The sequence below is a fragment of the Gilvimarinus algae genome (assembly GCF_030518215.1).
Lineage (GTDB): Bacteria > Pseudomonadota > Gammaproteobacteria > Pseudomonadales > Cellvibrionaceae > Gilvimarinus > Gilvimarinus algae.
Map to the genome: position 1 here is coordinate 768614 of NZ_JAULRT010000062.1, position 26730 is coordinate 795343.

The window sequence follows — 26730 nt, forward strand, 5'->3', positions numbered from 1 at the left end:
GAAACTACTGCCTGTTTAGTTTTTCTCGGTCTTAGCCGTTTTTTTTATACCAGCTTGCGTAATAACTATGTACAAACTTCTCTGGCAGTCTGACGCGGCCCTGGTGGTCCACAAATTCGCTGGCGTTGATTTTCACAATCACCAAGGCGAAGCGGGTCTGTTCACTGCGGTCAAGTGCGGTGAAGGGCTCGACAGTCTCTACCCTGTGCACCGGCTCGATAAAATGACCTCGGGCCTGGTGGTGATGGCGAAAACCGCTGAGGCCAATCGACAACTGTGTGACCAATTCGCCAGCGCTCAGGTAGAAAAATTCTATCTGGCGGTTTCTGCCAAAAAGCCCGCGAAAAAACAAGGCGGTATCATCGGCGATATGGTAAGCGCTCGTCGCGGCGCCTGGCGTTTGACGAAAACACGCGACAATCCGGCGAAGACGGCTTTTTTCTCCACGGCTCTGATACCGGGGCACCGCCTGTTTATGGTCAAACCTTTTACTGGTCGAACCCACCAGATACGGGTGGCGCTGAAAAGCGTTGGCGCCCCCATCCTGGGCGATACCCTCTATGGTGGCGCACCGGCCGATCGCGCCTATCTGCACGCTTACGAGTTGTCATTTACGCTAGCGGGTCAGCGCGAGCGCTTTCGGGCGTTACCCGAGACGGGCGAGCTGTTTGACGGTGACGCCTTTGCGACGGCCCTGGCGCGCCTCGACCCCGCTGCCTTGCAGTGGCCCCGGCTGTGAGTCAGCGAGCGGCGCTATGGGGCGCGGGTGTTTTGCTTGGTACACTGGTTGCGGTGCTTTTTCTCGCATTGCCCCGGTTTTCCGGGGAGGCAAAGCTTGAACAAAAGCCGCCGGCGCCAACCTATCGATTGGTGTGGTTGCCTTGCCGGGATACGGGCGACGTTTTGCCCGATGTGGATTGTGCGAGGCTGTTGACCTCTGGAGACACCTTTGAGCTTGATGTGGCGGTCTTGCGTTACACCGAGTCAGACAAGCAGGCCTCGCCGCTGGTTTATCTGCAGGGCGGGCCGGGTTTGCGCCTGGAAATGGATAAAGCTGCCTTGGTCTCTTGGGGCCACTTTCGCGATTACGCCGGGCTAAAGCGCGACCTGATACTGATCAACCGGCGCGGCACCGGCCCCCGCGCCCCGTGGCAGTGCCCGGCTTACGAATCCCTGGGCCGCGAGTTGCTGGAAGCCGACTTAACGTTAGCGCAGGAGTGGGCCCACGGTCGGAAGGCTCTGGACGATTGCCTGGCGGAGCTTGCGGGCTTTAACCCGCAGGCTCTGGGTACGCAACACAGTGTGCAGGATATCAAAGCCCTGGTATCGCTTTTGGGGCTGGATGCCTGGCATCTGCTCGGTGTGTCCTACGGCACTCGTCTAGGCCTGGCCCTGGCCGATGCTCCCGGGCTTCAATCCATCGTGCTCGATTCTGTCTACCCACCCGCAGAGGGGGGAGTGGCCGTCTGGCCGCAGACGCTTGCGGGCGCACTGGAGCAGTTCGCTGCTGCCTGCGCCAGCGAGTCCTCGTGTGCCGAGCAGTGGCATAGCCGTTTCCCTGATTTAGCGCTCGACAAAGACAGCTTCTTATCGCAATTGTACGATCTGCTCGACGAATTGGCCCGCATGCCCATGCGCGTCGATGTCAGGGTTGAGGGATTGCCTAAACGAGTTCTGGTGAACGATCACCGCTTTCTCGCGGCGGTTTTTGCGGCGAGTTATCATCACAGGCGTTGGTCGGCACTGGTGGCCGCGCTGGCCGATGGCCGGGCTCGCGAGCGCAAGGCAGTGGCGGCCCTGATGGACACTTTTGTTCAACAGGCGCTGTCGGATTCGGTCAATACCCTGACATTTTTGGCCGTGGACTGTCGAGACAATCCCGTGGGGCAGGAGGCTGCCTACAATCGGCAAGTGGCTCGCTACCCCGAGCTCGCCGCTTATACACAGACACTCTGGCGCGATCAGATCTGCCATCAGTGGCCGGCGGCCGAGCCGCCGGTGTTGCCGGACTTATCGCACAGTAGAGCGAGAGTTATGCTGCTCAGCGGTGAGTTTGATCCGATTACCCCACCTCAATGGTCGGCCAGCCTGCAGCGCGTTTATCCTCAGATACACCGCTCAGAGTTTCCGGCGACGGGTCACCATATTCTCGGTGCCAGGCCCTGCGCCTTGGCGCAGCTGGAGGATTTTATCAGTGCCCGGCGCGAGCGCATTGCGTCCTGCGCCGAATGAGAGAGACTTATTCGTAGAGGCACAGGTAGGCGGTGTCTGACTCGACCTTAACGCCGAATTTCTGGTTGGCTTCCACCTCAAAGGTCTCGCCCGCGCTGTAGGTCACCCATTCATCGGAGCCTGGCAGCTTAACCGTCAGTGCGCCGCTAATCACACTCATATACTCTTTTTGTCTGGTGCCAAACTCGTAGTCGCCGGGGGCCATCACACCGACGGTGGCGGGCAGCTTTTCACCCTTGAAGGCGATGGAGGCAACTTTGCCTTCAAAGTAGTTGTTGACGTTGAACATGGTCAATTCCTTTAGGGTTGGACATCTGGTGGTTGGCCGTGGATCTGTGAAAAACGGTTCTTTGGTCCACGAAAAAGGGCCGCACACTTCTGTGCGGCCCTTTTAATATGGCTCCGCCTGCTGGGCTCGAACCAGCGACCCAATGATTAACAGTCATTTGCTCTACCGACTGAGCTAAGGCGGATCGATGACTTCCTCGCTGGAAGTGGTGCGCATCTTATAGAGCCTCCATGGCGAGGTCAACCCCCTTTAGGGAAAAAATACCAGAATTCAAAGCCTTTGGGTATTTTCTCCCCAGTTTGCATTATTTCTAAGCAATTCAACGGCATAGCGCTGGGCCAATTCGTCAATAACGAGTGGCGTGGCTATAATCACGGCATGAACGATAAGCCAGCTTTCACCCCGTTAGGGGCCAATAAGGCGCCCGCCAACCCCATCTTGCCTGTGGTGCGTGAGCTGCTGTTTGAGCCTGGACAGTGTTACAGCGAGCATGCCTTGATCAAGATTCTGGTGGCCAGGGGGCTTTTACCCGAGGACTTTGCGGCCTGCCCCAAACAGTTGTTTCAAGCGCATTTTGCCCTGTTTAACGCGCTCTACCAGCTGCGTGATGAGCTGGGCCAAGAGGGTTTGGCGCTGGATATTGGCCTGCTGGAGGTGCGCGTTTACCGCGTGGCCGAGGCGGTGGGGCAGGCGATGGGTAGCGGCCGGGAGTCGAAACTCAGGGCTTATTACCTCGACTGGCAACACTTTGAACAGGCGACGGATGAGAGCGTCGGCCAGTTGCTGGACGATTTTTGGCGCACGCTCGGGCAGCGACCGGTGGCTGACAGCGATAGGCGTGAGGCCCTTGAGGTCATGGCGCTCAGCGAGCCAGTCAGCTATAGCGAGCTCAAACAGCGCTATCGTCGCCTGGCTATGGAGTCGCACCCCGATCGCGGCGGCGACACCGCCAAGCTGCAGCAGATTAACTGGGCGATGTCGGTGCTGGAGCAGTCGGTGGAGCGCCGCTGATGCAGGTGTACAGCGGGTTTGATGAATTTGGTCAGCGCTGTGAGGTGCGCCGCGCCGGCGCCAGCGTCCGGTTGTACACCGAGGGTATTTTTCACAGCCAGTACCATCCTCTGCGTCTGCTGGAGGGCAATTTATGGGACCTGTTGTGGCTGCCAGTATTGGCCCTGCCGTTTGAGCGGGTACGCCGGGTATTGGTGCTCGGGGTGGGCGGTGGGGCCGTGATTCGCAAACTCCACGCTCTCTATCCCGGGGCTTTGATCATCGGGGTGGACATCAGTCGCCGACACCTGGCCATTGCCCGGCGCTACTTCGGCGTCCGGGCGCAAAATACGCCGCTGTATTGCGCCGATGCTCTGGCTTTTGTCCGCCACTACCGTGGTCCCGTGTTTGATGTGATTGTGGACGATTTATTCAGCGGAGTGGCCGGAGAGCCCTCACGGGTCGTCGAGCTGAACGATCGCTGGTATCGTCAGCTCGCTCGCCTCTTGCACACGCAGGGTTTACTGGTTGCCAATTTTGCCGAGCAGGCCGAGGTTTTTTCCTGTGCGCCTTGCGCCGGTGCCGGCCGATTTGATTTTGCCAGCCGCTGGGTCTGGCAGCATCGTCTCTACGATAACGCCATAGGCGCATTTTACGGCTCGACGGTCAGTGATAAAGCGACAAGGGTGAAGCGCGCCCTTGCCGCAAGAGGCGAATCCTGGCCGGACTCACTGAGTCTGAGACAGTTGTAGCACTTTAAACTGGCGGTTGTTGGCGAGTGTGCGGACAGATTTAAAAAGGGGCCTGGCTTTTTCTTCTGCGGGAATAAACGCATTCACCACAAAGAAGGCGCTGCCGTTTTTGCGCAGGTGGCGTGCCGCGCTGGTGAGAAAGCGCCCGGTCAGATCCTCGCTCAAGGCGAAGCCCTGATGAAAGGGCGGGTTGCATAAAATGGTGTCGAACTCGCCCTGGACTTCTCTTCCCGCATCACTGGCGATAACGCTTGCGCTCAGTCCCAGGCGTTCGGCATTGGCCTTGGCGGCGAGCAGGGCGGCGGCGTTGTTATCGGTAAGTGCCAGGGTGCTCGGCGCTTTTTCGGCGAGCTCCCGGGCGGCGGCAAAGGCGAGGTAGCCGTAGCCGCAACCGAGATCGAGCAGCGATTCGGTTATCCAGGGGCGTGGTTGAGCTTTGAGTGTTGCAAGTAAAAAGGCGCTGCCGGCATCCACTTTTTGCCAGCCGAACACACCCGGTTTGCTCAGATAGGTTGCGTCGCTGTTCAGCGGGCGGAGCTGATGGTAGTTCTGATCATCCAGTTTGACGCTATTGCTGCTCTGCTTGGGCAAGCTGGCCACATAGGCCAGGCCATTTTTGCGCGTGGCTTTGGTCGTTCCCAGGCAGGCTGCCGCCTTTTCCAGCAGCGTTTTGGCACCTTCGTTTTTTAGCCCGGCAATGTGCAGCACGCCGCCTGGGCGCAACACCCGCGCGGCGGTGTTCATCAGGTGATGGACCACCGGCTTTTCTTTTGACAGCCGGTAGAACACTGTCTCCACCGATGCCTCGGGGATAGTTTCGGCATCAAAGTCATTGAAGCTGACCTGGCAGCCGGCTGCCCGCATTCGCTGGGCGATGTCATAGCGATTGCAGAGATAGCGGTGGTTTTCAGTCGCCGGCAACTGTTGCTCAAAACCGTAAAAATGCTCGTCGCACAGCCACAGGCTGTCACCCTTTGGACTTGCCTGCTGCAAAAGCCACTGCAGGGCCGGGTCGGTGCTCATCATTGTGGTTGATTTCCCCGCTCGATTTCTTCAGCCGTGAGTGCCCGGTACTCGCCGGGTTGCAGGTTTTCATCCAGTTCAATGCCGGCCACAGCGTCTCTGTGCAAGGCGGTTACCTTGTGGCTACAGGCGGCAAACATGCGTTTGACCTGATGGTACTTGCCTTCGCTGATCGCCAGCTGAGCTCGGTGTGTGTCTATCACCGAAAGCTCAGCCGGGCGACAGGCGTGGCGCTCGCCGTGCAGGGCAATGCCTTCGGCGAACCGCTCCGCCAGGCTCGCGTGTAGTGGATCTTCGGTGGTGACCGTGTAACGTTTTTGTTTGTCGTGTTGCGGCGAGGTGATTCGGTGGTTCCACTGGCCGTCATCGGTGAGTAACACCAGACCGGTGGTGTCAATGTCGAGACGGCCAGCGATCTGCAATGCCCGTGTGTCCAGATCTTTCAGGCAGTCAAAAACGGTCGGGTGCTCGGCGTCGGAATTGGCGCAGACAACACCGGCGGGTTTATGCAGCATATAGTAGCGCGGGCCGGGCAGCTGCAGCGTTTGACCATCGAGGGTGACCGAGTCGGTTAACGCAATGTGAGTTGCGCCTTTGCGCTCAATCAGGCCGTTGCAGGCAATGGCGCCGGCTTTCAAACGATGCTTGACGTCAGCGCGGCTGAGGCCCGTTGCGTGGGCGATAAACTTATCCAGCCGCATGAGATTGCTCTGCAAGCCATTGACGGGGCAGGGCGGCTTGCCAGCCGAGCGCTTCAATGACGCTGGCAAAGCGTCCGGTCAGCGGTGCGTTAATGGTCAGGGGCGAGCGGCGGACCGGGTGACTCAGCGTCAGTTGTACCGCCGCCAGGAGTAACCTGTCGGCACCGAAACGCCGGGCAAAGAAATGATTGTGGATGCTCTTGCCGTGTTTGGCGTCCCCGATGATTGGATGGCCGATGTGTTTCAGATGACGGCGCAGCTGATGTTTGCGCCCTGTTAACGGCTGGCAACTGACCAGAGAATAGCGGCTGCTGGGGTAGCGATCCACGGCTTCGGGCAACTCAACCTGAGCCAGGGTATGTACCTCGGTTATGGCCGATTGCAGCGGCGCGTGGCTTTTATCCGCATCGCCATAGTCGTCGCGCTTGTAGCGCAGGGCATGATCGATACGGGCGCTCGCCGGGGCGTGACCGCGGACAATGGCCAGATACTGTTTTTGCACCAAGCCCGCTTCCCACTGCTCGTTCAGCGCCCGCGCCGTGTCGGGGGACAGGGCAAACAACAACACCCCCGAAGTGGGCTTGTCCAGCCTGTGGGCCGGGTAGACGCGCTGGCCAATCTGGTCGCGCAGTAGCTGAATGGCAAATCGCGTTTCGTGCTTGTCGATAGGACTGCGGTGAACCAGCAGACCGCTGGGCTTATTGATGGCGATCAGCTGCTCGTCCTGAAAGACAATGTCTAGTGGCTTATCCGCGCGGGCATTCGCGTATTGCCCCGTGAGTGTGGCGCTGTTCATTCAGTAGCGCGACAAGCTGTTGGTGTGTTCGGGCAGGTTGTCGCTGGTGCAGGTAAATCCCCACGCCTGCTGCTGACGTACCAGCTGCTTTGCCTTGCTTTCGCAAAAACCTTCCTGGTTGTCGGCGCGCCAGAGAACGTCGCTGTCCTCATTGTCCTTTTGGTAGCGCACCTCGCACGGCACGGCTTGCTCCGGCACTAGGTAAGCGACCTCAATCACCCGGCGGCTGTCGCTCAGGGTGCAGACGTAGTGGTAGTTGGTGTCGGCGGCCGCGGCTTCGCAGAGCAACCCGGCTGCCAGGGCAATCTTAAGACGATCCATGGTCTTGCTGTTCTCGCAATGGGCCATTAAGCAGCGGCAATAGACTTCTCACCGGAGTCGACCGTTTGGTAAATCAGGGTGTTGATGGTCATGGGGCCGACGCCGCCGGGTACCGGCGTGTAGGCGGCGACTCTATCTACCAGCGGCGCCAGCTCGATATCGCCAACACCACCCGGGTGGTAACCGGCGTCGACCACGACCGCGCCGTCTTTAATCCACTCGGCTTTGATAAATTCTGGTCGACCGACCGCGCCGACCACGATGTCGGCCTGTTGGATGTGCGCCTCAAGGTTCTCGGTGCGAGAATGGCAAATGGTGACCGTGGCATTGGCGCCGAGCAGCATCATTGCCATGGGTTTACCCAGAATCGGACTGCGGCCTACCACCACCGCGTGCTTGCCCGACAGTTCAATATTGTAGGCTTCAAGCAGACGCATAATGCCCTTGGGCGTGGCGCAGCCGTAGGCGCTCTCGCCCATGCTCATGCGGCCAAAGCCGAGGCAGGTTACGCCATCGACATCTTTTTCGAGGGCGATGGCATCAAAACACAGACGCTCGTCGATCTGCTCGGGCACTGGGTGCTGCAGCAATATGCCATGGACATTGGGGTTGGCGTTAAGCTCTTCAATTTTTGCCAGCAGCTGCTCGGTGGTGGTGGCAGCGGGCAGTTCCACTTTTACCGACTCCATACCAATGCGCTCGCAGGCGTTGCCCTTCATGCGCACATAAGTGGCGGAGGCCGGGTCATCGCCCACCAAAATGGTGGCCAAAATGGGTGTCTGTCCGCCACTGCCGGCCTTGATGGCCTCGACGCGGGCAGAGAGTTCCTGTTCGGTTTTGGCGGCAAGTGCCTTGCCATCGAGTACAAGTGCGGACATGGGATGTGAGTACCTTTTTTAAAGAAAAATCCAGGCTGGTGACTGATGATTATTTTCCCACAGCCGATGCCCGCTCGCCAACCGCAAAAGCGACTGATCTATTGTGTACTGAAGGCGCGACAGCAGACGTAACACATAAGGTAGATGCAGGGCGGGCGGGATAAAAAATGGGGTGGCTGAGGGGACTCGAACCCCCGGCGACTGGAATCACAATCCAGGGCTCTACCAACTGAGCTACAGCCACCATTGCGGTGTGTGTCCCTGTCGGGCGGGACATTCAACAGATGTTGGGCGATACAGAAGCGTACAACCCATCTTGAAACGCTGCCTGATCCCGAGCGGGAGCCAGATGGCACGCCCGGCAGGACTCGAACCTGCGACCATCCGCTTAGAAGGCGGATGCTCTATCCAGCTGAGCTACGGGCGCATTGCTGGAATACTGAACCTGACAGGTTCGGTAGATGGTCGGAGTGGAGGGATTCGAACCCCCGACATTCTGCTCCCAAAGCAGACGCGCTACCAGGCTGCGCTACACTCCGTCCGTTACGTGGTACCCACGTTTCAAGAGGTGCGCATAATACCGATGCCCCGTGCCTTCGTCAACGAAAAAACCGCGGTTGCAGAAAGTTTGTCGAACCATCGTCTAAACGCAACCCAAACGGCCTAAACACTCGTCAATTTGGCCAGTAGCTGCACACCATGTGTTGTCCGCGGGCGCCGGGAATGTGCGCTGGGCTTGTGTCCGTGGGTGGGGGTCGTCAAAATAGCGCCCTTGTCTGTACTGGAGGTTCTATGCACAACACCGATCTGGCGCTGGCCATGAAACAGGGTATGCGGCGCCTGGCCTCAGGCGTCAGCGTTTTGTCCACCCGGGTGGATAGCGACGAGCGCTTTGCCATGACGGTCTCTTCGGTGACTTCGGTTTCCGATAATCCGCCGTCTCTGCTGGTTTGCATCAACAAGCAAATATCTCTGCAGGGGCATCTGGAGGCCGAGGGCTGTACCTTTGCGGTGAATGTGCTGGGCAGTGATCAACAGCAGGTTTCCAATGTTTGCGCCGGTTTCGAACCGGTGCACGACCGCTTTAGCGTGGGAAACTGGCTCGAGGGCCCGGATGCCATTCCCTACCTGACCGACTCGGAGGCGGTGTTCTTTTGCAAGACCGACAAGGTGGTGACCTACGGCACCCATCATATTGTCATCGGACGCATTGACGATGTACTGGTCAGCGAGCGACACAGTAATCCACTTTTGTACCACAATGGTGGTTACGGGGAATTGCACCGAGGGTAACTCTTGCGTTGAAATTAATGCCATTCTGGCTTCTTGGCACACCTCTGAAATCGCGACGACATTGGGGCAGTGCATCGGCTTGCGATTATTCCGCAGATGACACTTTCTTGTCATTTTTATGCTTGATTTGTGAAAGTTTTGTGTCTACGGCAAGTTTGCGGTTAAGGAGCACTAACTTTTTATGCACATCCGTGGCGCGCCCCGGCCCGAGATGAGGCAATACCGGCGAAAATGCCGCTAAAACACTGGTGCCATACCTTAAGTTATTGATATTTAAGTATTTATTTGGCAAGGTTAAATATTGTTCAATTTGTAGGTCGGCCAGTATTTACGGGGCTCCGGGTGATTTTCCCAAAAATAATCCACCAAGTTATCCACAGATTTTGTGGAAAAACTGGCTAATAGTCATTTGTGCAGTTTCGTTACAGTTTTCTTGGTTACGTAACATTCAGGTGGGGCGATTTTTTGCTCGAATCGAATGATCTAAGCGCATGTTGGTTAAATAAAAGTTTTATATATAAACCTTAGTCTGCAGCGGCAGTCTCAATTCCGGTTTTTGATCTGGAGAGTATCAATTAGATGGACAGTAAAATTCAGGTGGCAGTGCTCGGTGGCGGCAGTTTTGGCACGGCAATCGCCAATATCATCGCCGTCAACGGTCATCGCACCTTTTTGTGGATGCGCGATGGGCAAAACGCCGAACAGTGTCAGAGCAGCCGGGAAAACAGCAAGTATCTGCCAGGCTACCAACTGACCCAGTCTTTGCAGATAACGGCCGACCTGGCCGAGGCCGTCGCTGGTACCGACCTGGTTTTTGTCTCCATACCCAGCCACTCGTTTCGCCAGGTAACGCGGCAGGTGAGGACATTGCTGAAGCCCGATGCCATCGTGGTCAGTACGGCCAAAGGTATTGAGCCGGTGGGCTTTACCCTGATGAGTCAGATACTTGAGCAAGAGCTTCCCGAGCACGACATCGGGGTGCTCAGTGGGCCCAATTTTGCCAAGGAGATTGTCGCCGCCCAGCATACCGGAACCGTCATCGCCAGCGAGAGCGAGCGGGTGTTTGATTGCGTACAGCGCACTCTGCGCTCCGAGACCTTTCGGGTCTACGCCAATACCGACCGCGGTGGCGTCGAGCTCGGCGGTGCCCTGAAAAACATCTACGCGATTATCTGCGGTATGGCGGCGGCGCTGGGGGCCGGGAAGAACACTCAAGCGATGCTGCTAACGCGCTCGCTGGCCGAGATGGGACGCTTTGCTGGTGTCATGGGTGCCAACCCCATGACCTTTCTGGGCCTGGCCGGTGTGGGTGACTTGATTCTCACCTGCACGTCTGACTTGAGCCGCAACTACCGGGTCGGGTACTCTTTGGGGCAGGGACAGCCGCTCGATGAAGTCGTGTCGGGGCTTGGCCAAGTGGCCGAAGGCGTAAACACACTGCGCCAGGTAAAGCAAAAGGCCGATGATATGGGCGTTTACATGCCCTTGGTCAGTGGTTTGTACAGTGTACTATTTGAGCGTCGGGCCATTGCAGATGTTGTGCGTGAACTGATGTTGGGTGAACAAAGTTACGATGTGGAATACATAGGACAATCTCATGGACAATGAAAAACTGAAATCCAACTTGCTGTCTGCCGATCACTGGATGCGTCTGGTGTTTATGCTTCTGTTTTCGGTCATCTTGTACGTGGCCGGAATTGTCATGTCGATTCTGGTGATAGTGCAGTTTATCTTTGCGCTGATCACCGGCAAGGACAATCCCAACTTGCGTCAGCTGGGCGACTCTCTGTCGCAGTTTATCTACGCTGCACTGCGTTTTCTGACCTACAACACCGACGAAAAGCCGTTTCCTTTTGCCGATTGGCCCAAGCCTGCGCCTATTGTCGAGGAGCCCGAGGTGAAAGACGAGCCGCCGGTGGCCAAAGCCGAGCCTGCCCCAACCCCTGCGGAAGTCGTTGTCGACCCGGCATCAGAGTCGGACATGGACTCAGATCCGAAAGAACCAAAGTAGTGGCTTGAGTGTGAAGCTTTTTGTACTAAGGCACGGGCGCGCCGAGCCTCACCGCACGGATGACGCCAGCCGCGCTCTGCTTGATTCCGGCAGGGCTGATGTCCGCGCCATTGTCAGTCGGCAGGCGCCTCTTATGGGGCGCCCGCTTATCTGGTCGAGCCCCTATGTGCGGGCCCGGCAAACGGCCGAAATCGCCGCCGACGTCCTCGGTTTGCGTGGCCATACGATTTTCACCACCGAGAACCTTGTGCCCGAGGCACGCCTGAGCGCGCTGGTTGAAGAGATCTACCGGGCCGATGTGCCCTCTTTACTGCTAGCCAGCCATCAGCCCCTGGTCAGCGCTTTGCTCGATCACCTGTGTGGCCCGAGTGAGGCGCACGCTATGGAAACCTCGGCGCTCGCCTGCGTTAGTCTGGACGTCGTCGCGGCCGATCTTGGCCGGCTCGAGTGGCTGCTCGCCCCCTGAGCCCGGCAGCAGGCTACACTGTCACAGCGATTTTTGAATGGGCAGGGTTCTGATATGTCAACACCTCGCGAAATCTCTTTTGATATAGACGGTCTGCATTTTGCCGCCCAACAATGGGGCGATGAATCTGGCAAACCGGTACTGGCACTGCATGGCTGGCTGGACAACAGTGCGAGTTTTGCCAGGCTCGCCCCCAAGTTGCACGGCCTTAACCTGGTGGCTCTGGATATGGCCGGCCACGGTCAGAGTTGCCACCGCCCAGGTACCGCTCCTTACAATATATGGGAGGACGTGGCCGAAGTGCTGGCCATTGCCGATGCGCTCAACTGGCCGCGTTTTTCCCTTCTCGGGCACTCGCGCGGCGCTATCGTCGCCGCCATGGTGGGCAGTGCCTTTGCCGAGCGCATTGAGCGATTGGCGCTGATTGAAGGACTTTTCCCCGAGCCGATTGCCTCGTCCGATGCGCCCCGCCAATTGGCCAAGTCCATTATCGAGACCCGGCAGTTGGCAAAAAAACCACTGCGCTTGTTTGCCGATATTGACGCGGCTGTGAGCGCACGGACCAAAGGTATGTTTCCCCTGAGCGAGCAGGCCGCCCGCGCGCTTACCGAGCGCGGGGTACGCCAGCTTGAGGGTGGTTATCAATGGAGCACTGATCAGCGATTGCTGGCGCCGTCTTCTTTTAAGTTAACCAAGGGCCAGATACACGCGTTTATCTCCACAATAAGCTCGCCCACCCGTGTTATTCTCGCCGATCAGGGGATGCCCAAGCTGTTCCCGGGTTTCGCCGAGGCGGCCCGCGGTTATCCCAACCTGGAGTTGTGCGAACTTGCCGGTGGGCATCATTTGCATATGGAAGATCAAGTCGATGAGGTGGCCGCGCGCGTCAATGAGTTTTTTCGGTAAAGGTCTGATAGCGGTTTTGGTGCTTTGCGGTGTGCTCGGGGCCCAGGCGCGCGATACTCAAAACCCGCCCTTAGTGCTCGATGATTTTCCCGGCGCCCGCTTGGTGTTTTCCTCGCGAGAAAACACCAACGATTATGTGCTCGCCCTGGGTAACTACAAAAAAGTCCGCGGGCTCTGGCGGGTAGATGAGCAGCGCTTGAGTGGCGAGCTTATTCGCAAAACCTATCAATTGCCGGACAACCACTCAGCGCTGGATGGTTACCGATTCTTTGTCGATCAGCTGCAAAAATACCCTCTGCGCGAGCTTTATACCTGCGAAGCGCGCGAGTGCGGTGACTCTAACAGCTGGGCCATTAATCACTTTAATATTCTGCAGCTCTACGGGCTTGACCAGTACCAATACTTTGGCACCTATGAGCTTACCGCTCCCGAACACGCTGGCGTCTACGTGACGCTTTACAGTGTTTTGCGTGGCAATAAGCGGGTTTATGTGCAGCTCGAGATACTGCTCAGCGACAGTGCCAGCCGCTATCAGGTGGCCAGTAATCCGGCGACGCTGGTGCGCCAGTTAACCCGCGATGGTTTTACCGTCTTTGCCGGGCTTCGCTACGCAGGGCAGGGCCAAACCCTGTCGCTGGCTCCGAGCCACGTTAAAGCCCTTGCCGATGCCCTTGCACGTGAGTCTCAGCTCAAGGTGGCACTGGTGGGACACAACTACGAGCGCCAGCCGCTGGCAACACAGCGTCAGGTCTCGCTCGGTTACGCCGAATTGTTGCAAAAGGCGCTGGTGGAACAGGGTGTCTCTGCTGACAGGTTAGAGGTGGTCGGCCTCGGTGCCTTGGCGCCGGCCGGGCGGGGCGATGCGGAGGCCCGCCTGGATGTGGTGCTGCTACGCACAGAAAGCGCCCCATAGCACGCAAGCGTTTGTAACCGCTTGCGTGAGGCTAGATGGGCCCCGGTGGCTGTGTATTAGCGCAGCAGAGACAGAAATTCGGTGCGGGTGGCCTGGTTGGAGCGGAAGCTACCGAGCATGGCCGAGGTCTTCATCGCCGAGTTTTGCTTTTCCACGCCGCGCATCATCATGCACATGTGCTTGGCTTCAATAATGACCCCAACACCTGAGGCGCCGGTTATCTCCTGAACAGACTCGGCGATCTGCAGCGTCAGTTGCTCCTGGATTTGCAGGCGGCGGGCGTACATGTCGACAATACGGGCGATTTTTGACAAGCCCAGCACGTGCCCGGTGGGGATGTAGGCGACGTGGGCCTTACCGATAAACGGCAGCATATGGTGTTCGCACATAGAGTATAGCTCTATGTCCTTGACCATGATCATCTCGCTCGAATCCGACGGAAAGAGTGCACCGTTGACCACTTCGTCCAGCGACTGGTGATAGCCCTTGGTCAAGAACTGGAACGCCTTGGCGGCCCGTTTGGGCGTGTCTTTCAGGCCTGGGCGCTCCAGATCCTCGCCAATACCCTCGATGATTTTGGCAAAATACTCTTGCATGCGTGTGTTCCTGTGTCATCAGGGCGGCGGCCCGATGCTTGCCCCTGTGCCAATATTAGCCGTTTGTGAAAGGGCGGCAACATTACGGCAAGCCGCCCCCGAGGTAAAGACCTCAGGGGCATTTATACGCCTTTGCGGTACAATGCGTTCATTTTCGCAAGCGGGGTGATTGTGCAGCACTATCAACGGGCGCAGTTGTGCGCAGAATTGACAAGCATCAGGGACTTTATTCGCTTCGGCGCCAGTCGCTTCAATCAGGCGCAGCTGTATTTTGGTCACGGCACCGATAATGCCTGGGACGAGGCGGTTCAGCTGGTGCTTAGCGCTGTGCACCTGACGGGCTTTACTCATCCCGGCGTGCTCGATGCGCGTCTGACCCAGCCGGAAAAAGAGCGGGTGCTCGACAGCTTTGATCAGCGCATTGAGCAGCGCATTCCCGCCGCCTATATCACCCGGCACGCTCGCTTTTGCGATCTCGACTTCTACGTGGATGAGCGTGTGCTGGTGCCCCGCTCGCCCATCGCCGAGCTTATTGAGCAGGGTTTCGCGCCCTGGCTCAGTGAGGAGCCCGAGTATGTGCTGGATTTGTGCACCGGCAGCGGCTGTATTGGGATTGCCTGTGCCTACCGGTTCCCGGAAGCGCAGGTGGCCTTGAGTGACATCAGTGCTGATGCGCTGGAGGTGGCCCGGCGCAACATTGCCGATCACGATCTGGGGGAGCGGGTCATGGCCTACGAGTCGGATCTGTTCGCCGGGCTCGCCGGTCAGTGCTTTGACCTGATTGTTTCTAACCCCCCTTATGTGGACGCCGAGGATCTTGCCCAGATGCCGGCTGAGTACAGGGCCGAGCCGGAAATAGGCCTGGGCTCGGGCGCCGATGGTCTGGCGTTTACCCGGCAATTGCTGGCCGAGGCTGCCAATCACCTGAACGACGGTGGCCTGCTGGTGGTCGAGGTGGGAAACAGCGCCGGGGCGCTGGTGGAGTCCTACCCGCAGCTGCCGTTCACCTGGGTGGAGTTTGCGCGCGGTGGCCACGGGGTCTTCATCCTGACTCGCGAGCAGTTGGCAGGCGCTTGATTCGCCAGGGTGAGATACCGGCAAAATGGGCGTATAATCGCGTCCTTTTGACAGATTGAGTAAGGCGCAGAGGCTATGTCCGGCAACAGTTTTGGAAAACTTTTCACCGTTACCACGTTTGGCGAAAGTCACGGCCTTGCCCTGGGTTGTATCGTCGATGGCTGCCCGCCTGGACTGGCGCTGACCGAGGAAGACATTCAGGCCGATTTGGATCGCCGCAAGCCGGGGCAATCGCGTTTTACCACTCAGCGCCGCGAAGCCGATCAGGTGAAAATTCTCTCCGGGGTGTTTGAAGGTAAAACCACCGGCACACCGATTGGCCTTTTGATTGAGAACACCGACCAGCGCTCTAAAGACTACTCCAACATCAAGGATCAGTTTCGACCCGCCCACGCCGATTACAGCTACATGCAGAAATACGGGGTTCGCGACTACCGCGGCGGTGGCCGATCTTCGGCCCGCGAGACCGCCATGCGCGTCGCGGCAGGGGCGATCGCGAAAAAGTACCTGAAGGAATTTTTCGGGGTTGAGGTGCGTGGTTACCTCTCGCAGCTCGGGCCCATTGCGATTGAGTCGGTGGATTGGGATGAGATCGCCAATAACCCGTTTTTTTGTCCCGATGCCAGTAAAGTGCCGGCTATGGAAGAGTACATGAAGGCCCTCGGCAAAGAGGGAAACTCCATCGGCGCCAAGATCACCGTGGTGGCTTCCGATGTGGCGCCGGGCCTGGGAGAGCCGGTGTTTGATCGACTGGACGCGGACATCGCCCATGCGCTGATGAGCATCAATGCTGTCAAGGGGGTGGAGATTGGTGCGGGTTTTGACTGTGTGGCACAGAAGGGCACCGAGCACCGCGATGAAATCCTGCCCGAGGGTTTTGCCTCCAACAACGCCGGCGGCGTACTCGGTGGTATTTCCACCGGTCAGGATATTGTCGCGCACATCGCGTTAAAGCCTACTTCAAGCTTGCGTATCCCGGGGCGCAGTCTCGATGTGCACGGCAACGAGGTGGAGGTGGTCACCACCGGGCGCCACGATCCCTGTGTTGGTATCCGCGCGACGCCCATTGCCGAGGCCATGCTGGCGCTGGTGTTAATGGATCACACCCTGCGCCAGCGCGGTCAGAACGGCGGTGTTCAGCATTCGATTCCGGTGATTCCGAAGGGGCACTAGCCGCAGGGCCATGCAATGCGCGATCTGACAGTCACTCTCGTTCAAAGCGACATTGTCAGCGACAATCCGGCTGCCAATCTGGACAACTTGGCTACGCTAGCCGCCCAAGCAGAGCCTTCTGATTTACTGGTTTTGCCCGAGGTCTTTACTACGGGCTTTCACCCCAAAGCGCGCCAGCACGCAGAGATGGCTCAGGGGCCCGTGCACCAATGGCTGAGTTCACTCAGCGCCCGTTTGAACGCAGTGGTGACCGGCTCGGTGGTCATGCACGAGGCGGGGCGCTATACCAATCGCCTGCTTTGGGCCGCGCCGGAAGGGCAGCCTCTTCACTACGATAAGCGCCACTTGTTTCGCATGGCCGGCGAACACCAGCGCTATGCCCCGGGCGAGCGCCGGGTCATTGCCGAGCTTGAGGGCTGGCGCTTCTTATTGCAGGTTTGCTACGACCTGCGCTTTCCCGTGTTCAGCCGCAATCGCGGCGACTATGACGCGATTGTCTGTGTCGCCAACTGGCCAGCTGCCCGCCACGACCATTGGTGCGCCCTGCTCAAAGCCCGAGCCATTGAAAACCTCTGCTACGTGATCGGCGTGAATCGGGTAGGGCGAGATGCCTATGGCCAAGATTACGCTGGCGGCAGTGTGGTGATCTCGCCCAAGGGTGAGCTACTGGCCGATGCCGGCGACATTGAACAAGTTGTGAGTACACGCTTGAGTGCGCAGGCACTGCTAATCTACAGAGAACAATTCCCCGCCCACCTGGACGCCGACTCATTTACCCTGCATGAGGTCAGGCCCGCCGACGGCGATTAGTCCGTAGCCCGGCGACTCGACGCCAACGCAGAACCCAACGACAATCTGAAAAACAAAGACCAGCCCGCGACAGGAGTGACGAGTGAAACGAATAATGTCCATGCTAGCCATCATGCTCTGCTTACCGGTTTGGGCGGCAGAGCGGCCGACCCATGTGTTTATGGCCGGCGACTCCACCATGTCCATTAAAGAGGTCAAGGACTACCCGGAAACGGGTTGGGGGGTGCCTTTTAGTATTTTCTTCGATGAAACCGTCGTTGTGGACAACCGCGCAAAGAACGGTCGCAGCAGCCGCACCTTTATCGAAGAAGGTCGTTGGCAGGCCATTGTGGATGAGTTGCATAAGGGCGACTATGTGATTATTCAGTTCGGCCACAATGACCAGTCAAAACAGAAAAAAGATCGCTACACACCGCCTGCTGACTATCGGAGTAACCTCGAGCGTTTTATCACGCAAACTCGCCAGGCCGGCGCCGAGCCCATATTGATGACGCCGGTCACCCGGCGCTACTTTAGCGAGGAGGGGGTAATAGAGCCCACTCATGGTGTCTACCCGGATGTGGTGCGCGAACTGGCCAAAGCGCAAAAGGTCACGTTTATTGATATGGAAAAGGTCACTCGCGAGTACTTCACCGACATGGGAGACACTCAGTCACGCTTGCGCTTTATGCACATAGCGCCGCAGCTGCACCCCAACTACCCGATAGGTGTCTCGGATGATACCCACTTTACCCACTTGGGTGCCCGCGAAGTGGCTCAGCTGGTGCTCGCTGAGCTCAAGGCCCTTGAGCATCCGCTGGCGGGGCGCTTGCGAGTGCCCGATCCAAAGCACTTAAAGCCTTGAGCCTGTTACAAACTCTTACAAAAAGTCGGCGTAAAATCGTGGATTTGCAACCAGCAACCTTCTTATAGTGTTGGGGTTACTTTTCAGACTGGGTGAGTTCTTTGACGACGATTTATCAGCGATTAATGGCGGTGTTGGCAGGATGCCTGTTTTCGGTATCTTGCCTCGCGCAGGCTGATCAAGCCTATTGCGACTCGCACCCGGATGACTGCATGGCGGTGGGCCAGTGGCAGTTTTCTGTGGGCCTGGGCCTGGGAGGGCGCACCAACCCGCTGGTTGATGGCGACACCATACCGATTGTGCTCCTGCCCCAGGTGAGCTACTACGGTGAGCGCTTCTTTCTCGATACCACCTCCATTGGTTTCACCCTCCTGGAAAGTCGCCGGCACATGCTCAATGTGGTGGCGACCCTTGGACTCGACCAAATGTACTTTAACGATTTGAGTCTGGGCAATTTTGTGATCGAGGGCACTGGGGGTAGTTTCAATGCCGGAGGGCTTATTACCTCGGGTGCTGAAAATAACGACGGCGAATCGCTGGAGGTCAGAGTGCGGGACGAGACGACCACGCCCAATACCACCGATCGCGACGGCCCCAATGAGTTTTTCCACAAGACACTGGTGTCCGAAAACACCCCGCCGACTTACAGCCTCACGCTGGACGATATTGGCAAACGGCGCATGGCCGGCTTGGCGGGTGTCGAGTACAGCCTGTTTTTAGGTCAGACCGTTTTTAGTGTTCAGGCACTGCAGGATTTCACCGGGGTACACGAGGGGCAGGAGGTACGCGCCGGGGTCGATTACCGCACTTTTCATGGAATGAATCAGTTTACCTTGGCCGGCGGTATGGTCTGGCAGTCCGAAGAGGTAGTGGACTACTATTACGGCCTGGACGCCTCGGACGTGGGCAGTTTCCGCTCGCTGTATTATCAAGGCGAGGCGACGGCTACGCCCTATGTGCGCTTTGACTGGGTCAGACCGATTACCAAGAGCTGGACCTTCCAGGCCACCTTGCATCAAAAATGGTTTGGCAGCGGCATCAGTGACAGCCCACTACTGGAGAAAGACACCTCGACCACGGTGTTTGTCGGAGGGGTCTACCATTTTTAACGCGCGTTTACGGATAGCCGCGGCACTGTTTATGGGCAGTGCCAGTTGGGGGCAGGGAGCGGTTGCGGATGAGGCGGCCGATGTTGAGCTGATTGTCCACCCAAGCCTTTGCATACTCGAGCGCGGCGAGAGTCTGTGCCGAGATCAGGTAGAAGTGTCCTGGCGCGCCGGACAGCGCTATACCGTCTGCCTTTATGAACTCGGTGAGCCGGATCCGTTGCACTGCTGGGAGCAAAGCCGCTCTGGCGCACATACCTCGCTGCTCGAAGCGGCGGATGATGTACACTTTCAATTGATCGAAATGGCGGATCAGCGGGTTCTGGCCAGCCACGCCTTTGAGGTGGTGGCCGATGCTCAACGTTACCGCCGTCGCCGTCGTAACCCTTGGAGTTTTTTCTGATGAGCGTTGTGCTCCTGGCCGAAGATGATGAGCGCCTGGCGGCGCTGGTAAAAGACTACCTCGAGGCAAATCAGTTTACTGTGGTGGTGGAGTCTTACGGGCTCAACGTTCCGCGTCAGGTTCAGAGCCTGCAGCCCGACATTCTGATTTTGGATTTGAACCTGCCGGGCAAGGACGGCATTGCCATCTGCAAAGAAGTGCGCCCGTTGTATGAAGGGCCCATCTTGATGCTCACCGCGCGCGATGGCGACGCCGACCAGATTCTCGGTTTTGATGTGGGAGCCGATGACTATGTCGTCAAGCCAGCGGAGCCGCGGGTGTTGCTGGCACGCATCCACGCGCTGCTGCGACGTGCCAATCGTGAGCCTGTGGAAAATGGCGACGTGCAGGTCGGTGGTTTGCAGATCCGCGCCGCCTCGCGTGAGGTGGTGTTGGACGAGATCCCTGTGGCGTTATCGAGCCATGAATATGACTTACTGCTGACACTTGCGCGCCAGGCCGGCAAGGTGCTTAGCCGGGAATATTTGTTTACCACCATTTGCAACCGGCCCTACGATGGCCTGGACCGAACCGTCGATGTGCGAGTCTCGCATTTGCGCAAAAAGCTCGGTGACAACAGCGATAACCCGACCCGCATTAAAACCATTTGGGGGAGAGGTTACATGCTGGTGGCCGATGCCTGGTAAGCATGGGAGCCTGCCTTGTTAAAACGGGCGTTTTTCACTCTCTATTTGGTGGTGGTGTTGGCCATACTGGTGGCCGGCTGGGGGTTGGATCGCCTCTACCAGAGTGCGCAGGAGGCGGAGGCGGCCGACCCGCTCAATCGCGCTTTTTTTGCGTTGCTGGCGCAAAACGCCGAGTCTCTGTCAGAGGCCGCATACGCCGAGCGGCTCCGCCAGCAGCTTGCCGTTCTGGGTCTCAATGGCAGTGTCTACCGAGTCGAGGACTTTGCCGACTCTTCACTGTCTGAACAGCTGCTGGCCGGCGAGCCTGTCATGCTCAATGTGGGTGAGGGGCGTGAGGTCTACGACCGACTCGAAGGCTCGAACCTGGTTTTGCGCATCCAACTCCCCCCCGCCGATCAAAGCCATTGGTACGACGTCTACCTGGCGGTGTTTTACCTGATTCTCGCCGTGGTCATTTACCTTTGGGTCTGGCCACTGGTGCGCGATCTGCGCTCCCTTGAGCAGCAGGCGCGGCGCTTTGGCCGCTCCGGCGCGACGGGCAACCGGGTGAGTCTGAGTGTGCGTTCGCCAGTGTACATACTGTCGGCCGAGTTCAATCGCATGCAACAGCGCATTGATGAGTTATTGGCCAGCTACCGCGAAATGACCTACGCCGTGTCTCACGAACTGAGAACGCCCTTGGCGCGTATGAAGTTTGCGCTTGAGTTGGCGCAAACGAGCCGGGATCCGCAGGCGGTGGCGCGTCAACTCGACAGTGTGCGCAGCGATGTGGCGGACATGGATTCGCTGATCAATCAGCTGCTCAGTTACGCCGGTTTTGAGGCGCAGACCCAACACCTATCGCTGCAGGCCGGTTCGCCTGGCGCCCTTGCCGCCATGGTCAGTGACATGGCATCGCGACTGCAAGAGCGACGGCCCGATTTGCAGTTCGATATCAATGATCAGCTAGCCGAAGTGGCCGTGGCCTGCGAGTGGAATTTGTTTGAGCGGGTGCTACAGAATCTTCTGGGCAATGCGGCGCGCTACGCTGACCGGACGATTTTGGTGGAGCTCATAGCAGAACCCGGCCACTACTGTGTGGCAGTGGAAGACGATGGGCCAGGTATCGACGCCGCCGATCGCGAGCGGGTGTTCGATTCGTTTATCCGCCTAAAACAGCTGCCGGGAAAAGACACCAAGGGCTTTGGTCTGGGGCTTGCCATCGTCAAGCGCATTATGGGTTGGCATGGTGGCAAGGTGGCGGCAGTATCTCCCAAACGGTTGGGCGGTGCGAGGTTCGAGTGCCGCTGGCCCATTGCGGGACCCAGCGGCGATGATGCCAGTCGAGAGGCTTCTCAGGCTCGGAGTTCAGAACTGCGCGGCGAAGGCGGCGTAGGGCCCTGATAAATCCGTATCCGCCCCAAATCCCTTATCGAGATCGAGCGTAAACTCGCGGTAACCTACTTCAAAACCCACATCGAGCACGGCATCGAACAGGTAGCGCAATTTCACGGTGTAGTCGCTGATGGTGTAATCATCGTACTCGGTGTAATTGAGCTCAGCGCCAGCGGACCAGCCGGTAAACGGCAGCTCGGCTTCGGCCAGCAAATAGCCCATAGGTATGCCGTCATCCAGTTCGATTTTCTGGTCACCGGCGACTGAGTCGAAGGCGATCGCACCATCGAACAGTCGCACAGACAGGCCCAAATCCAGGTTGACCCAGTTATCGAGCAGCTCGTAGTAAGCGGTGGCATCGACATGGGACAAGTCAATGCGCGATTGGGCGAGCTGTTGGTTGGCCAGGGTTTCGCTGCGCTCGGCGCTGATGTCTGTGTAGCTTAGACGCGCGTTGGGCACCAGGGGGATGGGGTGCTCGACGTACAAATGGAAAAACTGACCATCTTCTTCTGAGAAGCCGAGCGTCGAGGCAGAAACGCCGCCAAGTTCACCGTCGAAGTCGGCGCGCCAGAGTCCGGCGTCACCCTTTACGCCGATCACGTCGGCCAGTAGGGTGGGAGAAAGAAAGGCAGAGCAGAGTGCGAGGATTACAGCAGGTTTTTTCATTCCATCATCCAGGGTCTGTGAAATCTCGGCCGATCATAGCATTCATCAGCGGCCGGCTAAACTGCTCTGGGTCAGGGTGTGCAGAAACATTTTGCTGGCATTGCTCTGACTGCGGCCCCGGTGATAAACCGCGCCCAGCGAGCGCTCCAGGGTGTCGATCTCAAGGTCGAGGCGGGTGAGGGAGTCATCGACCATAGGCTCGGGTAAAACGCCCCAGCCGAGTCCTACGGACACCATCATTTTGATGGTGTCCAGATGGTTGGTCACCATATTGATGGTCAGCGGTAAACGCTCGGCTTCAAACAGCTGCTGAATCAATCTCGTGGTATAGGTACCCGCATCCGGCAGGATCGCCTGGAAGGTGGTCAAATCTTTCAGGCTCTTGGCACTTCCGGCGAGCGGATGACTCGGCGCGGCCACAAAACACAACTCGTCGCGCCAGATGGGAAGGGCCTGCAGCGCTTTGGGGCGCTCGTCGGGCAGAGTGATTACCCCCAGATCAAAGTCCCCTCGCTCAACTGCTTCCAGGGCTTTTTCCGAATCGAGAAAGTGCAAATCCAGGGACACCTCGGGATGCGCCCGGGAAAACTGGCCGAGCACTGGCGGCAGGCGGTGCAGGCCGATGTGATGGCTGGTGGCGATGCTCAATCTGCCCGAAACGGTGCCACTGAGGTCTCCGATGGCGCGTTCAGCTTCGCCGATGGCCTGGACAATCGCCCGTGCCCGCGGTAGCAGAACTCTGCCGGCCTGGCTCAAGCTGATGTGCTTGCCCAGGCGATCGAACAGGCGGGTTCCAAGCTGCTCCTCCAGCAGCGCCATGCGCTTGCTCACAGCCGGTTGCGTCAGGTGCAAGCGCTCGGCGGCGGCAGAGAATGAGCCGGTTTCGGCAATAATGATAAAAGTGCTGAGTTGTAGGGAATCCATGGCCTGATTCTATGTAGTCCACATAGGAATGTAAAATATAAAAAATATGAATTTGTTTTATTGATTGCTGGGCGATACCATAACCCCGTAATGAAAACTGCCTGAAACTGGCAAAGGCGCCAATCGAGCGCTCCAGGGGTAAAGGTTGTTGACCGCCTTGGGTGCGGCAACGGCCGACGTGATTAGCCAAACCGCTAGAGGACACCATGGCCGCAAGAACACTTTATGACAAGCTCTGGGATGCCCACCTTGTGCAGCAGCGCGAGGACGGCTCGGCATTGATATACATCGATCGCCATATCGTTCACGAAGTCACTTCTCCCCAGGCGTTTGAGGGGCTTCGCCTGGCCGGGCGCAAACCTTGGCGCGTGGATTCTGTGCTGGCGACGCCGGATCACAATGTCCCGACAACGGTGAAAGAGCGCGCCTCTGGTGTGGCGGGTATTGAAGATCCGGTGTCTCTGATTCAGGTCAAAACCCTGGACGACAACTGCGACGAGTTCGGTATTGTCGAGTACAAAATCAATGACCGTCGCCAGGGCATCGTACATGTGGTGGGGCCGGAGTCCGGGGCCTGTCTGCCCGGTATGACCATTGTCTGCGGCGACTCGCACACTGCGACCAACGGCGCCCTGGGCGCCCTGGCGCACGGTATTGGTACCAGTGAGGTCGAGCATGTGCTCGCGACCCAGTGCCTGGTGGCCAAGAAAATGAAAAACATGCTGGTCGAGGTGACCGGCCGTTTGGGCGAAGGCGTCACGGCAAAGGATGTGGTTCTGGCCATCATCGGAAAAATTGGTACGGCCGGCGGTACCGGTTATGCCATTGAGTTTGCCGGCGAGGTGTTTCGTGCCATGAGTATGGAAGGGCGCATGACCGTCTGCAATATGGCCATCGAGGCTGGCGCGCGCGCGGGCATGGTGGCGGTGGATGACACCACCATTGACTATGTGAAAGGGCGCCTCTATGCGCCTCAAGGTGAGCTTTGGGACAGAGCCGTCGAGGCGTGGCGTGATTTAACCTCCGACGAGGGCGCCCACTTCGATACCGTGGTGACCTTAAAAGGCGAGGACATTTTGCCGCAAGTGAGCTGGGGCACATCGCCGGAAATGGTGGTGGGGGTGAACGATTGTGTGCCCGAGCCTGCGCTTGAGGTCGATGCTGTCAAACGTGAGGGCATGGAGCGCGCACTCGAGTATATGGGGCTCAAGGCCGGTCAACCCATCGGCGACATTAAACTCGACCGGGTGTTTATCGGCTCGTGCACCAACTCGCGCATCGAGGACATTCGCGCGGCAGCGGCGGTGGTAAAAGGCCGCAAAAAAGCCGAGAGCGTTAAGCAGGCGATGGTGGTGCCCGGTTCAGGGCTGGTTAAAGCTCAGGCCGAGGCTGAGGGACTGGATAAAATTTTTATCGAAGCGGGTTTTGAGTGGCGTGAGCCGGGCTGTTCTATGTGCCTGGCCATGAACGCCGATAAACTGGGTGCGGGTGAGCACTGTGCCTCGACGTCCAATCGCAACTTTGAAGGGCGCCAGGGCTACGGCGGCCGCACGCATTTGGTCAGTCCTGCCATGGCGGCGGCGGCGGGTATTGCCGGCCATTTTGTCGATGTTCGTGAGTTTGTGCGCTGAGGAGACTGCCATGAAAAGCTTTACCAAGATAACCGGCACAGTCGCGCCTATGGATCGCGCCAATGTCGATACCGATATGATTATTCCGAAACAGTTTTTAAAGTCCATCAAGCGCACGGGCTTTGGCAAAAACTTGTTTGATGAGTTGCGCTACCTGGATGAAGGTAAACCGGATCAGGATTGTACCGGCAGACCCTTAAATCCGGACTTTCCGCTGAATCAGGCGCGTTATCAGGGCGCCAGTGTTTTGCTGGCGCGTAAGAACTTTGGGTGTGGCTCATCGCGCGAACACGCGCCATGGGCGCTCGATGATTACGGTTTTCGCTGTGTGATCGCCCCGAGTTTCGCCGATATTTTTTACAACAACTGTTTTAAGAATGGCCTCCTGCCGCTGGTGCTGGAAGAGGCGGTTGTCGAGCAGCTGTTTGCCGAAATGTACGCAAGCGAAGGCTATCAGTTGACCGTGGATTTGCAGCGCCAGCAGGTAGAAACGCCCTCCGGGCAGGTGTTTGCTTTCGACATTGATGAGTTTCGCAAACACTGTCTGATCAACGGTCTCGACGACATCGGCTTGACCCTCGAGCAGGCAGACGCCATCCGGGCTTACGAGTCCGAGCGCCGCCAGTCAGCGCCCTGGTTGTTTGACGCGGTAAAACCCTAATAGTGTGCGGTGCTGATAAAGCGCCAATAAGAGAACAGGAGTGAGTGTGTCCAGAAATATTATGATTTTGCCGGGCGACGGGATCGGCCCTGAAATTGTGCGCGAAGCTTGCCGGGTGTTGGAGGCGGTCAATGATTCATTTGACCTGAAGCTGAATTTTGTCGACGAACTGATTGGTGGCGCGTCCATTGATGTGTATGGTGAGCCACTCACCGATGCCGCGGTGGAACGTGCCCGCGAATGCGATGCGATTTTGCTGGGTGCCGTGGGCGGCCCCAAGTGGGATACCATCGACCGCGCCATCCGCCCGGAACGGGGGCTGTTAAAAATCCGCTCATCTCTTGAGCTCTACGCCAATCTGCGCCCGGCGCTGCTGTATCCGCAACTGGTGGATGCATCGAGCCTGAAGCCTGAAGTGGTCTCCGGCCTCGACATTCTTATCGTTCGTGAGCTGACCGGCGGCATTTATTTTGGCGAGCCACGCGGGATTCGCACTCTGGAGAACGGCGAGCGCGAAGGCTATAACACCTATAAATACAGCGAGAGTGAAATCGAGCGTATCGGCCGAACGGCGTTTGAAATGGCGCGCAAGCGCAACAAGAAAGTGTGCTCGGTGGATAAGGCCAATGTGCTTGAGGCTACGATTCTCTGGCGCGAAGTGATGGACCGTCTGGCGCCGGAGTATCCGGATGTCGCCCTGTCACATATGTACGTCGACAATGCCGCCATGCAGCTGGTGCGTGCGCCCAAGCAGTTTGATGTTCTGGTCACCGGCAATATGTTTGGCGATATATTGTCCGATGCCGCGGCCATGCTCACCGGTTCCATCGGCATGTTGCCCTCCGCGTCCTTGAACAAACACGGGCGGGGTATGTACGAGCCCTGCCATGGCAGTGCGCCGGATATTGCCGGGCAGGGGATTGCAAACCCCTTGGCAACCATACTTTCGGCCTCAATGATGCTGCGCTACTCGCTGGGCGAGACTGCTGCCGCTGACGCCATTGAGACGGCGGTCGGCGAGGTTTTGGATCAGGGTTTACGCACCGCCGACATCTACACGTCGGGCACCGAAAAGGTGGGTACGGTCCAGATGGGCGATGCGGTTTTGGCGGCGCTTTAAGGCATACGGATGCACTTGGGCCCATTGGCTCGATTTGCAGCCCAGGGGGATTTCCGGCAAGATAAAAAGGCCTATGCGGCGCTCA

30 protein-coding genes and 4 tRNA genes are annotated in these 26730 nt (G+C 58.0%); 21 read left to right on the forward strand and 13 right to left on the reverse strand.

Translation table 11 applies throughout. The features are described 5' to 3' along the window. Positions 1–67 precede the first annotated feature (67 nt). Both QWI16_RS18190 and QWI16_RS18195 read left to right on the forward strand, forming a co-directional pair. Positions 68–739, forward strand: coding sequence for a pseudouridine synthase (locus tag QWI16_RS18190; RefSeq protein ID WP_302715404.1), 672 nt, complete (start codon positions 68–70; stop codon positions 737–739). After that, the gene (locus QWI16_RS18195) at positions 736–2232 is read left to right on the forward strand and encodes an alpha/beta hydrolase (RefSeq protein ID WP_302715406.1); all 1497 of its coding nucleotides are present in this window, start codon (positions 736–738) and stop codon (positions 2230–2232) included. Before QWI16_RS18190 ends, QWI16_RS18195 begins: the two co-directional genes overlap by 4 nt. Positions 2233–2239: 7 nt before the next feature. On the opposite strand, the gene ppnP is transcribed toward QWI16_RS18195, so the two are convergent. Both ppnP and QWI16_RS18205 read right to left on the reverse strand, forming a co-directional pair. Next, positions 2240–2521: a pyrimidine/purine nucleoside phosphorylase gene (gene ppnP, locus QWI16_RS18200; RefSeq protein WP_302715407.1), complete on the reverse strand. Its 282-nt coding sequence runs from the start codon at positions 2519–2521 to the stop codon at positions 2240–2242. A 108-nt stretch (positions 2522–2629) separates the two neighbouring features. Then, positions 2630–2705, reverse strand: a tRNA-Asn gene (locus tag QWI16_RS18205). Positions 2706–2899: 194 nt separating this feature from the next. Between QWI16_RS18205 and QWI16_RS18210 the strand changes: the two genes are divergently transcribed. Together QWI16_RS18210 and QWI16_RS18215 are read left to right on the forward strand one after the other, a co-directional pair. Further along, on the forward strand, positions 2900–3532 hold the full coding sequence (locus tag QWI16_RS18210) for a DNA-J related domain-containing protein (protein ID WP_302715410.1): 633 nt from the start codon (positions 2900–2902) through the stop codon (positions 3530–3532). Continuing rightward, positions 3532–4263, forward strand: a complete 732-nt coding sequence (locus QWI16_RS18215) for a spermidine synthase (protein ID WP_302715412.1) — start codon at positions 3532–3534, stop codon at positions 4261–4263. Before QWI16_RS18210 ends, QWI16_RS18215 begins: the two co-directional genes overlap by 1 nt. Here QWI16_RS18215 and QWI16_RS18220 read toward each other — a convergent pair. From QWI16_RS18220 to QWI16_RS18255, 8 genes are all read right to left on the reverse strand, one after another. Further along, positions 4240–5289, reverse strand: coding sequence for a methyltransferase (locus QWI16_RS18220; RefSeq protein ID WP_302715414.1), 1050 nt, complete (start codon positions 5287–5289; stop codon positions 4240–4242). The genes QWI16_RS18215 and QWI16_RS18220 overlap by 24 nt on opposite strands. Continuing rightward, positions 5286–5987 carry a 16S rRNA pseudouridine(516) synthase RsuA gene (gene rsuA, locus QWI16_RS18225; RefSeq protein WP_302715415.1) on the reverse strand — a complete coding sequence of 234 codons (702 nt, stop codon included), beginning with the start codon at positions 5985–5987 and terminating at the stop codon, positions 5286–5288. Before rsuA ends, QWI16_RS18220 begins: the two co-directional genes overlap by 4 nt. Then, positions 5974–6783: a pseudouridine synthase gene (locus tag QWI16_RS18230; protein ID WP_302715416.1), complete on the reverse strand. Its 810-nt coding sequence runs from the start codon at positions 6781–6783 to the stop codon at positions 5974–5976. Before QWI16_RS18230 ends, rsuA begins: the two co-directional genes overlap by 14 nt. After that, complete coding sequence (locus tag QWI16_RS18235) at positions 6784–7104, reverse strand: hypothetical protein (RefSeq protein ID WP_302715417.1); 321 nt, start codon at positions 7102–7104, stop codon at positions 6784–6786. Positions 7105–7130: 26 nt separating this feature from the next. Next, positions 7131–7982: a bifunctional methylenetetrahydrofolate dehydrogenase/methenyltetrahydrofolate cyclohydrolase FolD gene (folD, locus tag QWI16_RS18240; protein ID WP_302715418.1), complete on the reverse strand. Its 852-nt coding sequence runs from the start codon at positions 7980–7982 to the stop codon at positions 7131–7133. A gap of 168 nt (positions 7983–8150) precedes the next feature. Next, positions 8151–8226 (reverse strand) — tRNA-His (locus QWI16_RS18245). Between the two features lie 106 nt (positions 8227–8332). Next, positions 8333–8409: transfer RNA gene (locus QWI16_RS18250), tRNA-Arg, on the reverse strand. Positions 8410–8444: 35 nt separating this feature from the next. Continuing rightward, positions 8445–8521: transfer RNA gene (locus QWI16_RS18255), tRNA-Pro, on the reverse strand. A 253-nt stretch (positions 8522–8774) separates the two neighbouring features. Here QWI16_RS18255 and QWI16_RS18260 point away from each other — a divergent pair. The 6 genes from QWI16_RS18260 (at position 8775) to QWI16_RS18285 (ending at position 13571) form a co-directional block, all read left to right on the forward strand. Further along, complete coding sequence (locus QWI16_RS18260) at positions 8775–9275, forward strand: flavin reductase family protein (RefSeq protein WP_302715421.1); 501 nt, start codon at positions 8775–8777, stop codon at positions 9273–9275. A 579-nt stretch (positions 9276–9854) separates the two neighbouring features. Beyond that, the gene (locus QWI16_RS18265) at positions 9855–10883 is read left to right on the forward strand and encodes an NAD(P)H-dependent glycerol-3-phosphate dehydrogenase (RefSeq protein WP_302715422.1); all 1029 of its coding nucleotides are present in this window, start codon (positions 9855–9857) and stop codon (positions 10881–10883) included. Beyond that, positions 10873–11286 carry a DUF4389 domain-containing protein gene (locus QWI16_RS18270; protein ID WP_302715423.1) on the forward strand — a complete coding sequence of 138 codons (414 nt, stop codon included), beginning with the start codon at positions 10873–10875 and terminating at the stop codon, positions 11284–11286. The genes QWI16_RS18265 and QWI16_RS18270 overlap by 11 nt, the downstream gene beginning before the upstream one ends. Positions 11287–11296: 10 nt before the next feature. Beyond that, positions 11297–11752: a SixA phosphatase family protein gene (locus QWI16_RS18275; RefSeq protein WP_302715426.1), complete on the forward strand. Its 456-nt coding sequence runs from the start codon at positions 11297–11299 to the stop codon at positions 11750–11752. Between the two features lie 54 nt (positions 11753–11806). Next, positions 11807–12658, forward strand: coding sequence for an alpha/beta fold hydrolase (locus QWI16_RS18280; RefSeq protein ID WP_302715427.1), 852 nt, complete (start codon positions 11807–11809; stop codon positions 12656–12658). Further along, on the forward strand, positions 12642–13571 hold the full coding sequence (locus QWI16_RS18285; RefSeq protein ID WP_302715429.1) for a DUF4892 domain-containing protein: 930 nt from the start codon (positions 12642–12644) through the stop codon (positions 13569–13571). Before QWI16_RS18280 ends, QWI16_RS18285 begins: the two co-directional genes overlap by 17 nt. A gap of 56 nt (positions 13572–13627) precedes the next feature. Here QWI16_RS18285 and folE read toward each other — a convergent pair whose 3' ends face one another. Next, entirely contained in the window at positions 13628–14167 is a 540-nt protein-coding gene (folE, locus tag QWI16_RS18290; protein WP_302715430.1) for a GTP cyclohydrolase I FolE, read from the reverse strand. Positions 14168–14338: 171 nt separating this feature from the next. Here folE and prmB point away from each other — a divergent pair, with 171 nt between their 5' ends. The 8 genes from prmB to QWI16_RS18330 all read left to right on the forward strand — a co-directional run bounded on the left by prmB (position 14339) and on the right by QWI16_RS18330 (position 21649). Then, positions 14339–15244 (forward strand): 50S ribosomal protein L3 N(5)-glutamine methyltransferase, encoded by a 906-nt coding sequence (prmB, locus tag QWI16_RS18295; protein ID WP_302715432.1) that lies wholly within the window; start codon positions 14339–14341, stop codon positions 15242–15244. A 75-nt stretch (positions 15245–15319) separates the two neighbouring features. Further along, positions 15320–16417 carry a chorismate synthase gene (gene aroC, locus QWI16_RS18300; RefSeq protein WP_302715434.1) on the forward strand — a complete coding sequence of 366 codons (1098 nt, stop codon included), beginning with the start codon at positions 15320–15322 and terminating at the stop codon, positions 16415–16417. 15 nt (positions 16418–16432) lie between these two features. Continuing rightward, positions 16433–17227, forward strand: coding sequence for an amidohydrolase (locus QWI16_RS18305; protein WP_302715435.1), 795 nt, complete (start codon positions 16433–16435; stop codon positions 17225–17227). 82 nt (positions 17228–17309) lie between these two features. Then, a complete protein-coding gene (locus QWI16_RS18310; RefSeq protein ID WP_302715436.1) occupies positions 17310–18071 on the forward strand; it encodes a rhamnogalacturonan acetylesterase in 762 nt (253 codons plus the stop codon). 101 nt (positions 18072–18172) lie between these two features. Further along, positions 18173–19180: a MipA/OmpV family protein gene (locus QWI16_RS18315; RefSeq protein WP_302715437.1), complete on the forward strand. Its 1008-nt coding sequence runs from the start codon at positions 18173–18175 to the stop codon at positions 19178–19180. Positions 19181–19211: 31 nt separating this feature from the next. After that, positions 19212–19580: a DUF3019 domain-containing protein gene (locus QWI16_RS18320; protein WP_302715438.1), complete on the forward strand. Its 369-nt coding sequence runs from the start codon at positions 19212–19214 to the stop codon at positions 19578–19580. Then, complete coding sequence (locus QWI16_RS18325) at positions 19580–20266, forward strand: winged helix-turn-helix domain-containing protein (RefSeq protein WP_302715439.1); 687 nt, start codon at positions 19580–19582, stop codon at positions 20264–20266. Before QWI16_RS18320 ends, QWI16_RS18325 begins: the two co-directional genes overlap by 1 nt. Positions 20267–20281: 15 nt before the next feature. Then, a complete protein-coding gene (locus QWI16_RS18330) occupies positions 20282–21649 on the forward strand; it encodes an ATP-binding protein (RefSeq protein WP_302715441.1) in 1368 nt (455 codons plus the stop codon). On the opposite strand, the gene QWI16_RS18335 is transcribed toward QWI16_RS18330, so the two are convergent. Together QWI16_RS18335 and QWI16_RS18340 are read right to left on the reverse strand one after the other, a co-directional pair. Then, positions 21614–22309, reverse strand: a complete 696-nt coding sequence (locus QWI16_RS18335; RefSeq protein ID WP_302715442.1) for a TIGR04219 family outer membrane beta-barrel protein — start codon at positions 22307–22309, stop codon at positions 21614–21616. The two genes, QWI16_RS18330 and QWI16_RS18335, sit on opposite strands and share 36 nt — an antisense overlap. 45 nt (positions 22310–22354) lie before the next feature. Further along, positions 22355–23233 (reverse strand): LysR family transcriptional regulator, encoded by an 879-nt coding sequence (locus QWI16_RS18340; RefSeq protein ID WP_302715444.1) that lies wholly within the window; start codon positions 23231–23233, stop codon positions 22355–22357. 206 nt (positions 23234–23439) lie between these two features. On the opposite strand from QWI16_RS18340, the gene leuC reads away from it, so the two are divergent. From leuC to leuB, 3 genes are all read left to right on the forward strand, one after another. Further along, positions 23440–24864, forward strand: a complete 1425-nt coding sequence (gene leuC / locus QWI16_RS18345) for a 3-isopropylmalate dehydratase large subunit (protein ID WP_302715446.1) — start codon at positions 23440–23442, stop codon at positions 24862–24864. Between the two features lie 10 nt (positions 24865–24874). Then, positions 24875–25525 carry a 3-isopropylmalate dehydratase small subunit gene (gene leuD, locus QWI16_RS18350; RefSeq protein ID WP_302715448.1) on the forward strand — a complete coding sequence of 217 codons (651 nt, stop codon included), beginning with the start codon at positions 24875–24877 and terminating at the stop codon, positions 25523–25525. A 61-nt stretch (positions 25526–25586) separates the two neighbouring features. Then, positions 25587–26645: a 3-isopropylmalate dehydrogenase gene (gene leuB / locus QWI16_RS18355; RefSeq protein ID WP_370659944.1), complete on the forward strand. Its 1059-nt coding sequence runs from the start codon at positions 25587–25589 to the stop codon at positions 26643–26645. The last annotated feature ends 85 nt before the right edge of the window (positions 26646–26730 follow it).

Excerpts from the sequence above, each read along its gene's own strand:
- QWI16_RS18190 (WP_302715404.1), top strand. The coding sequence starts at position 68 with ATGTACAAACTTCTCTGGCAGTCTGACGCGGCCCTGGTGGTCCACAAA.
- ppnP (WP_302715407.1), bottom strand. The coding sequence starts at position 2,521 with ATGTTCAACGTCAACAACTACTTTGAAGGCAAAGTTGCCTCCATCGCC.
- QWI16_RS18210 (WP_302715410.1), top strand. The coding sequence starts at position 2,900 with ATGAACGATAAGCCAGCTTTCACCCCGTTAGGGGCCAATAAGGCGCCC.
- QWI16_RS18215 (WP_302715412.1), top strand. The coding sequence starts at position 3,532 with ATGCAGGTGTACAGCGGGTTTGATGAATTTGGTCAGCGCTGTGAGGTG.
- QWI16_RS18220 (WP_302715414.1), bottom strand. The coding sequence starts at position 5,289 with ATGATGAGCACCGACCCGGCCCTGCAGTGGCTTTTGCAGCAGGCAAGT.
- rsuA (WP_302715415.1), bottom strand. The coding sequence starts at position 5,987 with ATGCGGCTGGATAAGTTTATCGCCCACGCAACGGGCCTCAGCCGCGCT.
- QWI16_RS18230 (WP_302715416.1), bottom strand. The coding sequence starts at position 6,783 with ATGAACAGCGCCACACTCACGGGGCAATACGCGAATGCCCGCGCGGAT.
- QWI16_RS18235 (WP_302715417.1), bottom strand. The coding sequence starts at position 7,104 with ATGGATCGTCTTAAGATTGCCCTGGCAGCCGGGTTGCTCTGCGAAGCC.
- folD (WP_302715418.1), bottom strand. The coding sequence starts at position 7,982 with ATGTCCGCACTTGTACTCGATGGCAAGGCACTTGCCGCCAAAACCGAA.
- QWI16_RS18260 (WP_302715421.1), top strand. The coding sequence starts at position 8,775 with ATGCACAACACCGATCTGGCGCTGGCCATGAAACAGGGTATGCGGCGC.
- QWI16_RS18265 (WP_302715422.1), top strand. The coding sequence starts at position 9,855 with ATGGACAGTAAAATTCAGGTGGCAGTGCTCGGTGGCGGCAGTTTTGGC.
- QWI16_RS18270 (WP_302715423.1), top strand. The coding sequence starts at position 10,873 with ATGGACAATGAAAAACTGAAATCCAACTTGCTGTCTGCCGATCACTGG.
- QWI16_RS18280 (WP_302715427.1), top strand. The coding sequence starts at position 11,807 with ATGTCAACACCTCGCGAAATCTCTTTTGATATAGACGGTCTGCATTTT.
- QWI16_RS18285 (WP_302715429.1), top strand. The coding sequence starts at position 12,642 with ATGAGTTTTTTCGGTAAAGGTCTGATAGCGGTTTTGGTGCTTTGCGGT.
- folE (WP_302715430.1), bottom strand. The coding sequence starts at position 14,167 with ATGCAAGAGTATTTTGCCAAAATCATCGAGGGTATTGGCGAGGATCTG.
- aroC (WP_302715434.1), top strand. The coding sequence starts at position 15,320 with ATGTCCGGCAACAGTTTTGGAAAACTTTTCACCGTTACCACGTTTGGC.
- QWI16_RS18305 (WP_302715435.1), top strand. The coding sequence starts at position 16,433 with ATGCGCGATCTGACAGTCACTCTCGTTCAAAGCGACATTGTCAGCGAC.
- QWI16_RS18320 (WP_302715438.1), top strand. The coding sequence starts at position 19,212 with ATGGGCAGTGCCAGTTGGGGGCAGGGAGCGGTTGCGGATGAGGCGGCC.
- QWI16_RS18325 (WP_302715439.1), top strand. The coding sequence starts at position 19,580 with ATGAGCGTTGTGCTCCTGGCCGAAGATGATGAGCGCCTGGCGGCGCTG.
- QWI16_RS18335 (WP_302715442.1), bottom strand. The coding sequence starts at position 22,309 with ATGAAAAAACCTGCTGTAATCCTCGCACTCTGCTCTGCCTTTCTTTCT.
- QWI16_RS18340 (WP_302715444.1), bottom strand. The coding sequence starts at position 23,233 with ATGGATTCCCTACAACTCAGCACTTTTATCATTATTGCCGAAACCGGC.
- leuC (WP_302715446.1), top strand. The coding sequence starts at position 23,440 with ATGGCCGCAAGAACACTTTATGACAAGCTCTGGGATGCCCACCTTGTG.
- leuD (WP_302715448.1), top strand. The coding sequence starts at position 24,875 with ATGAAAAGCTTTACCAAGATAACCGGCACAGTCGCGCCTATGGATCGC.
- leuB (WP_370659944.1), top strand. The coding sequence starts at position 25,587 with ATGATTTTGCCGGGCGACGGGATCGGCCCTGAAATTGTGCGCGAAGCT.